This window comes from Immundisolibacter sp., assembly GCF_041625615.1.
Taxonomy (GTDB): Bacteria; Pseudomonadota; Gammaproteobacteria; order Immundisolibacterales; family Immundisolibacteraceae; genus Immundisolibacter.
On record NZ_JBFJTF010000107.1, the window covers coordinates 1 to 8405 of the forward strand.

The following is an 8405-nucleotide window of genomic DNA, read 5'->3' on the forward strand; positions in this document are numbered from 1 at the left end:
CCCCGACCCGACCACCAAGTCGGTGGCGGTGCCGATCTATCAGACCGTCTCCTACGCCTTCGACAGCGCCCAGCACGGCGCCGACCTGTTCGACCTCAAGGTCGCGGGCAACATCTATACCCGCATCATGAACCCGACCAATGACGTGCTCGAGCAGCGCGTGGCGGCCATGGAAGGCGGCATCGCGGCGCTGGCGCTGGCCTCCGGTTCGGCGGCCATCACCTACACCGTGATGAATCTGGCGCGGGTCGGCGACAACATCGTGTCGACCAAGAAGCTGTACGGCGGCACCTACAACCTGTTCGCCCACACGCTGCCGCAGTTCGGCATCGAGACGCGCTTCATCGACCACGACAACCTGGACGAACTGAAGGCCGCCATCGACTCCAGGACCAAGGCAGTGTTCTGCGAGACCATCGGCAACCCGGCCGGCCATGTGCCGGACCTGGCCGGCATCGCCGCCGTGGCGCACGCCGCCGGCGTGCCGCTGGTGGTGGACAGCACGGTCGCCACCCCGGCGCTGTGCCGGCCCATCGAACACGGCGCCGACATCGTCATCCACTCGCTCACCAAGTACATGGGCGGCCACGGCACCAGCCTTGGCGGCATCATCGTCGATTCCGGCAAGTTCCCGTGGGCCGAGCACGCCGACCGCTTCCCGCAGTTCAGCACGCCGGACCCGTCCTACCACGGCACGGTGATGACCGAGGCCTTCGGGCCGGCGGCGTTCATTGCCCGCACGCGGGTGGTGCCGCTGCGCAACATGGGCGCGCAGATGGCGCCGATGAACGCGTTCCTCATCATGCAGGGCATCGAGACGCTGTCGCTGCGCATGGACCGCCACTGCGACAACACGCAGAAGGTGGCCGAATACCTGAAGGCCCACCCCCAGGTCAGCTGGGTGTCCTACGCCGGCCTGCCGGACCACCCCGACCACGCCCAGGCCAACAAATACCTCGGCGGGCGCGCGTCCGGCATCCTGTCGTTCGGCGTCAAGGGCGGTTACGACGCCGGCGTCAGGTTCCTGGACGCGCTGCAGCTGGTCACGCGCCTGGTCAACATCGGCGACGCCAAGTCGCTGGCCACCCACCCGGCCTCGACCACGCACCGCCAGCTGAACCCCGACGAGCTGGTTGCCGCCGGCGTGACGCCGGACATGGTGCGCCTGTCCATCGGCATCGAGAACGCCGCCGACATCCTGGCCGACATCGAGCAGGCGCTCAAAGCCAGCGCCGCCTGAGAGCGTGTGAATTTTCAAGGTCCCGGTCCGGCCAGGACCGGCCGGACGCGAATCGGGCACGACCGGGCTTGATTCGCGCGGATAGGCCCGGGCGTGCACCGGACCTGTGACCTTAGAGAAACGCACGGGACGTGCATCTGTTATCAAACTGCCCCCGACTCCCGCCCGCAGCGACGCCCCGGCGGTCGCTGCGGGCGGATGGCGATGGCGCAGGCCGGCCAGCGGTGATCCGGCGGTGATACAGTGAATGCCATGTTCCGCCACCCCACATCCCGCGTCTGGCTGCCGCTGCTGGCCTGCGTCATGGCAGTGCTCGTGCAGGCGACCGGTGTTCATCTGCACCTGTGCCTGGACACCGGCGAGCAGCCGATGAGCGTGCACACCGCCGACACCGGTCATCACGCGGAACACCACGAGGAAGGCCAGCACCAGGACATCGACCTGGCCTGGGTGGCCGACAGTGCGCTCAAGCCACCGCAGGCAGCGTTGGCGCTGCCACCACTGCTGCTCGCTGTGGTCTGGGTATGCCTGCAGGCCGCCGCCCGCCGGATCGGTCCGCCGCCCGCGCGCGTGCCGCTGGTCCCGCCGTCCTTCCCGCTGCAACGCCCGCCCCTGCGCGGACCGCCTTCGTTCTCCCGCTGACGTCCTGACGTCCGGCCGTCTGCCCCCCGGCGTGACGGCACATCCGGTTCCGGCTCCATCCGGGCCGACGGGAGAACCCCATGAAAATGATTCGTCCAGGCGCCCACGGCGCGTGGCTGCTGCTGATGGCGGCAATGTTGACGTGCGCCCAGGCGGCGCCTGCCCCGCTCACCCTGCGCCAAGCCATTCAGGCGGCGCTGGCGGCCAACCCCGACCTCGCCGGGTTCGCTTACGAACTGCGCGCGCAGGATGCCCGCACCGACGCGGCCGATCTGCGCCCGGCGCCGACGTTGAGCGCCGATGTCGAAAACATTCTCGGCAGCGGTGACCACCGGCACCTGAACGACGCCGAGGCCACGTTCACCCTGTCGCAGGTGGTCGAACTCGGCGGCAAGCGCGCGGCGCGCGTCGGTGCCGCGCGGGCCGGACGCGCGCTGCTCACCGTCACCGAGCAGGCGGCGCAACTGGACGTGCTGGCCGACGTCACGCGCCGCTTCATCCACGTGGCGGGCGATCAGGAGCAGTTAGCGCTGACCCGCAAGGCCACCGCCCTGGCGCGCGAGACGGTGCAGATGGTGAACCTGCGGGTGCAGGCCGCCAAGGCACCGCAGGCCGAACTGCGGCGTGCGCGCATCACCCTGGCCCGCGCCGAGGTGGAGCAGGAACACGCCGAGCACGAACTGCGCACCTCACGGCGCCGGCTGGCCGCCCTGTGGGGCGACGGCGAGGCCCGCTTCGGCCGGGTGGCGGCCGACCTCTACCGCCTGCCGCGTCCGGCGCCGTTCGAGGACCTGCTGGCGCGACTGGACCGCAACCCGGACTTCGTACGCTTCGCCAGCGAGGCGCGGCTGCGCGACGCCGAGCTGCGTCTGGCCGAGGCCCGGCGGCGCGCCGACATCACCGTCTCCGGCGGCCTGCGGCATCTGGAAGCCACCGGCGATCAGGCGCTGGTCGTGGGCGTTTCCCTGCCGCTCGGCGCCGGCCGCCGGGCCGCCCCCGCCATCGCCGAGGCAAGCGCCCTGCACGCGCTCACCGATGCCCAGCGCCGGGCGGCCGAGGTGCGCACCAGGACGCAGCTGTACGCGCTGTACCAGGAGCTGGGGCACGCCATCACCGAGACCCGGCTGCTGCAGGACAGGGTGCTGCCGGAGATGACCGCCGCGCTGGACGAGACCCGCGACGCCTACCAGCGCGGCCGCTACAGCTACCTCGAATGGGCGGAGGCGCAGCGCGAGTTCATCGCCATCCGCCGCAGCCTCATCGAGGCGGCCCAGAACGCGCAGGTGTTCCAGGCCGAGATCGAGCGCCTGACCGGCGAGCCGGTCGCCGCCCAACCCTGAAGGGGAACGCGCATGAAACACAGATTCTTCAATGCCGTGGTCGTGGTCGTGCTGGCGGTGTGGCTGGCCGGCATCGGCCGGACCGCCGACGGCGCCGGCGACGATGGACACGCCGGCGAGAACACCGCCCGGGGGCCGCACGGCGGGCGCCTGCTCACCGACGGCGATCTCGCCGTGGAGCTGGCAATCTTCGAAGCCGGCGTACCGCCGGAATACCGCGCCTGGGTCACACGCGACGGCCAGCCGGTGTCGCCCGGCGACGTAACCCTCACCGTCACGCTGGAGCGCCTGGACGGCGAGCGCAATGTCTTTCGCTTCCAGCCGCAGGGCGATTTCCTGCGCGGCGACGGCACGGTGATGGAACCGCACTCCTTCGACGTGACGGTGGAGGCGGTGCACGCCGGCACTGCCCACCGCTGGGAATACGAAAGCCACGAGGGCCGCGTACAGATCGCCGCCGACAGCGCGGCCGAGGCCGGCATTGAGGTACAGGCTGCCGGCCCGGCCACCATCCACGACGTGCTTGCGCTGTACGGCCGCGTGGTGGTGGCGCCGGAAGCCGTGCGCACGGTGAGCGCGCGCTTTCCGGGCGTGATCCGCGAGCTGCGCAAGACCGTGGGCGAGCCGGTGCGCGCCGGCGAGGTGCTGGCGCGCGTGGAATCGAACGACTCACTGCGTGTGTACGACGTGACGGCGCCCATCGACGGCGTCATCAGCGCGCGCCGGGCCAATCCCGGCGAACAGACCGGTGACGCACCGCTGCTGACGGTGAGCGATACCCGCCAGCTGTGGGCCGAGCTGGCCGTGTTCCCACGCGACCTGGCGCGCGTGCGGATCGGTCAGCAGGTGCGCCTGACCGGCGCCGCCGGCGATCCCCGGGGCAGCGCGCGCATCACGCGCATCGCGCCGCTCGGCGGCGAGAGTCAGTCGCTGACCGTGTGGGCCGCCATCGACGACCCGGGCACCGCCTGGACACCGGGGCTCTACGTCACCGCCGAGGTGCTGACCGGCGGCGGCGAGGTGCCGCTGGCGGTGCGCGCCTCGGCCCTGCAGCGCTTTCGCGACTTCACCGTGGTGTTCGCCCGCGTCGGCGACACCTACGAGGTGCGCATGCTCGAACTCGGCCGCAGCGACGGCGCGTACGTGGAAGTGCTCGGCGGCCTCAAGCCCGGCACCGAGTACGTGACCGCGCAGAGCTACCTGATCAAGGCCGACATCGAAAAGTCCGGCGCCAGCCACGACCACTGAGGGGGCGCCGTCATGCTCGAACCCTTGCTGCGCTTCGCCATCCGCCGCCGCGGCCTGATGCTGACCGTAGTGCTGGCGCTGGCCGGCCTCGGCGTGTGGAGCTTTACCCGGCTGCCGATCGACGCCGTGCCGGACATCACCAACGTGCAGGTGCAGATCAACACCGAGGCGCCCGGCTACACGCCGCTCGAAGCCGAGCAGCGCGTCACCTTCGCGGTGGAAACCGCCATGGCCGGCCTGCCACGGCTCGACTACACCCGCTCGCTGTCGCGCTACGGCCTGTCGCAGGTGACGGTGGTGTTCCAGGAGGGCACCGACATCTACTTCGCCCGCCAGTTGATCGCCGAGCGCCTGCAGGGCCTGCGCAGCCAGCTGCCGGCCGGGCTCGAACCCCAGCTGGGGCCGATCGCCACCGGCCTTGGCGAGATCTTCATGTACACGGTGGACGCGCTGCCGGGAGCCACCAACCCCGACGGCACGCCCATCACGCCCATGGACCTGCGCCAGGCGCAGGACTGGATCCTGCGCCCGCAGCTGCTGCGCACGCCCGGCGTGGTGGAGGTCAACACCATCGGCGGGTACGACCGGCAGTTCCACGTGCTTGCAGACCCGGCGCGCCTGCTGGCCCACGGCGTCGGCTTCGAGGATGTGGCACGCGCCGTGGGCGCCAACAACGCCAACCGGAGTGCAGGCTACATCGAGCACAACGGCCAGCAGCAACTACTGCGCCTGCCCGGCCAGGTGGGCGGCCTCGACGCGCTTGGCGACATCGTGGTGGCGCGGCGTGCCGGCGCACCGGTGCGGGTGAGCGACGTGGCCCAACTGGCCATCGGCTCCGAACTGCGCACCGGCGCCGCCACGCAGGACGGGCGGGAGGTGGTGCTCGGCACCGTGTTCATGCTGACCGGCGAGAACAGCCGCACCGTGGCGAAGGCAGTGGCCGCCAGGCTCGATGAGGCCGCCCGTGCGTTGCCTGCCGGCATGACCGCCAATGTCGTCTACGACCGCACCACGCTGGTGGACAAGACGCTGGCCACGGTCCGAACGAACCTGGTCGAAGGCGCGCTGCTGGTCATCGTGGTCCTGTTCGCGCTGCTCGGCAATGTGCGCGCGGCGCTGCTGACCGCGGCGGTGATCCCGCTCGCCATGCTGATGACCTTCACCGGCATGGTGCAGTCGCGCACCTCGGCCAACCTGATGAGTCTGGGCGCGCTCGACTTCGGCCTGATCGTGGACGGCGCGGTGATCATCGTCGAGAACTGCCTGCGCCGGTTGGGGCTGGCCACTGCCGGCGGGCGCAGGTTGTCGCACGCCGAGCGTCTGGACGTGGTGTTCGAGGCCACCAACGAGGTGATCCGGCCCTCGCTGTTCGGCGTCGGCATCATCACCGCCGTCTATCTGCCGGTGTTCGCGCTCACCGGCGTGGAAGGCAAGATGTTCCACCCCATGGCCATCACCGTGGTGCTGGCGCTGACCGCCGCCATGGCCCTGTCGCTGACCTTCGTGCCGGCGGCCGTCGCGCTGCTGCTGCGCGGGCCGGTGGCGGCCCACGATAACCGGGCCATGCGGCTGGCGCGGCGGGCCTATGCGCCGCTGCTGCGCGCAGCGCTGCGGGCGCGGTTCGCCGTGCTGGCCGCGGCGCTGGTGCTGGTGGTGGGCTGCGTGTGGCTGGCCGGCCGGCTCGGCACCGAATTCGTCCCCAGCCTCGACGAGGGCGACATCGCGCTGCACGCGCTGCGCATTCCGGGCACCAGCCTGACCCAGGCGGTGCACATGCAAAGCCAGCTGGAGGCCGCGCTGAAACAGGCACCGCAGGTCGAGCGCGTGTTCACCAAGATCGGCACCGCGGAGGTCGCCACCGACCCCATGCCGCCGAACGTGGCCGACACCTTCGTGATGCTGAAGCCGCGTTCGCAATGGCCCGACCCCGGCACGCCCAAGGCCGCGGTGGTGCAGGACCTGGCGCAGATCGCCGCGGACGTGCCCGGCAACAACTACGAGTTCACGCAGCCGATCCAGATGCGCTTCAACGAGCTGATCTCCGGGGTGCGCGCGGACGTGGCGGTCAAGGTCTACGGCGACGACCTCGACCTGCTGGACACGGTGGCAGCCCGGATCGAACAGGTCATGGGCACCGTCACCGGCGGCGCCGACGTGAAAACCGAGCAGACCACCGGCCTGCCCATCCTCACCGTCACGCCCCGGCGCGAAGCGCTTGCCCGCTACGGTCTGAACGTGGCCGACCTGCAGGACCTGGTGGCGGCGGCCTACGGCGGCATGACCGCCGGCGTGATCTACGAAGGCGACCGGCGCAGCGACATCGTGCTGCGCCTGCCCGAACCCCTGCGCAACGACGCCAGAGCCATGGCGCGCCTGCCGGTGCCGCTGCCGGCCGGCCACTCTGAGCGGGGCGGCTACGTGCCGCTCGGCGAGGTGGCAACGGTGGCGCTGGAACTTGGCCCGAACGCCGTCAACCGCGAGCAGGGCAAGCGACGCGTGGTGGTCACCGCCAACGTGCGCGGGCGCGACCTGGGCTCGTTCATCACCGAACTGCAGCGGCGCGTGCAGGCCGAGGTGGACCTGCCGGCCGGCTACTGGCTCGACTACGGCGGCACCTTCGAGCAGCTCGAATCCGCCACCCGGCGCCTGGCCATCGTGGTGCCGGCAACGCTGGCGCTGATCGGCGCATTGCTGTGGCTGGCGTTCGGGTCGGTGCGCGACGCGCTGGTGATCTTCAGCGGCGTGCCGCTGGCACTCACCGGTGGCGTGCTGGCGCTGTGGGCGCGCGGCATTCCGCTGTCGATCTCGGCCGCGGTGGGCTTCATCGCCCTGTCCGGCGTGGCGGTGCTGAACGGGCTGGTGATGGTCAGTTTCATTCGCGCGCTGCGTCACCAGGGCCTGGACCTCGACGCGGCCATCACCCAGGGTGCACTGACCCGCCTGCGCCCGGTGCTGACGACGGCGCTGGTGGCGAGTCTGGGCTTCGTCCCGATGGCGCTGAACACCGGCATCGGTTCCGAGGTGCAGCGGCCGCTGGCGACGGTGGTGATCGGCGGCATCGTCTCGTCGACGCTGTTGACGCTGCTGGTCTTGCCGGGCCTGTACCGGATGGTGTGGCGGGCGGCCGGCCGGGATTGAGCCGCCGCGCAGGCACACGCTTGCCGTCAGTGCTGCCTGTTGCCGGCGCCGCTGGTGCCGCCCATGACCCGGTCGGTCCAGGCAATGTCGAGCGCCGACAGGATGAACGCACCGTGAATGATGGTCTGCCACATGACGCTGGCCTCGGTCAGCGTCGTGCACTTGGTACCAGGAGCCACATCCGCGCACAGCGGCAACGCCCCGAGCGTGCCGGCCTCAATGAAGGTCTTCAGCAGGTGGATCGACGAGATGCCGACGATCGCCAGTGCCAGCTTCACCTTCAGCACCGTCGCGTTGACGTGCGAGAGCCACTCCGGCTGATCCTTGTGTCCCTCGATGCCGAGGCGGGACACGAAAGTCTCGTAACCGCCGACGATAACCATCACCAGCAGGTTCGAGATCATCACAACGTCGATCAGCCCGAGCACGATCAACATCACCTGTTGCTCGTTCAGATCGAACGCGCCGTGCACCAGGTGCCACAGCTCCTTGACGAACAGCACCACGTAAACGCCCTGGGCGATGATCAGTCCGAGGTACAACGGCAGTTGCAGCCAGCGGGACGAGAAGATCAGTGCCGGCAGCGGCTTGATGTGCGGAGGGGACGATGAGGTCATGGTCAAGCGATCGGGTGGCGGGGGAGCGGCGGGCGCGCATGGTAGCCGCGGCGAAGCGCGCGCACCATACACCGGCCTGACGAATCCGCGGATCGGGAGGGCCTACCCCTGCCGGCCCGTGAACGGAGAGGCCGGCAACCGGCGCAGGCCCCCGCCGGAGCCAGTCGTGGCGGCCCCGGG

At 70.5% G+C, this 8405-nt stretch carries 6 protein-coding genes; 5 read left to right on the forward strand and 1 reads right to left on the reverse strand.

Going from position 1 to position 8405, the window contains the following annotated elements; all coding sequences use genetic code 11:
* From ABYX71_RS08875 to ABYX71_RS08895, 5 genes are all read left to right on the forward strand, one after another.
* A partial coding sequence (locus tag ABYX71_RS08875; RefSeq protein ID WP_372696140.1) for an O-acetylhomoserine aminocarboxypropyltransferase/cysteine synthase family protein occupies positions 1-1240 on the forward strand: 1240 nt, incomplete at its 5' end.
* Between the two features lie 252 nt (positions 1241-1492).
* Complete coding sequence (locus ABYX71_RS08880) at positions 1493-1882, forward strand: hypothetical protein (protein ID WP_372696141.1); 390 nt, start codon at positions 1493-1495, stop codon at positions 1880-1882.
* An 80-nt stretch (positions 1883-1962) separates the two neighbouring features.
* Entirely contained in the window at positions 1963-3222 is a 1260-nt protein-coding gene (locus ABYX71_RS08885; protein ID WP_372696142.1) for a TolC family protein, read from the forward strand.
* Between the two features lie 12 nt (positions 3223-3234).
* The gene (locus ABYX71_RS08890) at positions 3235-4470 is read left to right on the forward strand and encodes an efflux RND transporter periplasmic adaptor subunit (RefSeq protein WP_372696143.1); all 1236 of its coding nucleotides are present in this window, start codon (positions 3235-3237) and stop codon (positions 4468-4470) included.
* Between the two features lie 12 nt (positions 4471-4482).
* Positions 4483-7608 carry an efflux RND transporter permease subunit gene (locus ABYX71_RS08895; protein ID WP_372696144.1) on the forward strand — a complete coding sequence of 1042 codons (3126 nt, stop codon included), beginning with the start codon at positions 4483-4485 and terminating at the stop codon, positions 7606-7608.
* Between the two features lie 26 nt (positions 7609-7634).
* On the opposite strand, the gene ABYX71_RS08900 is transcribed toward ABYX71_RS08895, so the two are convergent.
* Positions 7635-8225 (reverse strand): TIGR00645 family protein, encoded by a 591-nt coding sequence (locus tag ABYX71_RS08900; protein WP_372696145.1) that lies wholly within the window; start codon positions 8223-8225, stop codon positions 7635-7637.
* Positions 8226-8405 lie beyond the last annotated feature (180 nt).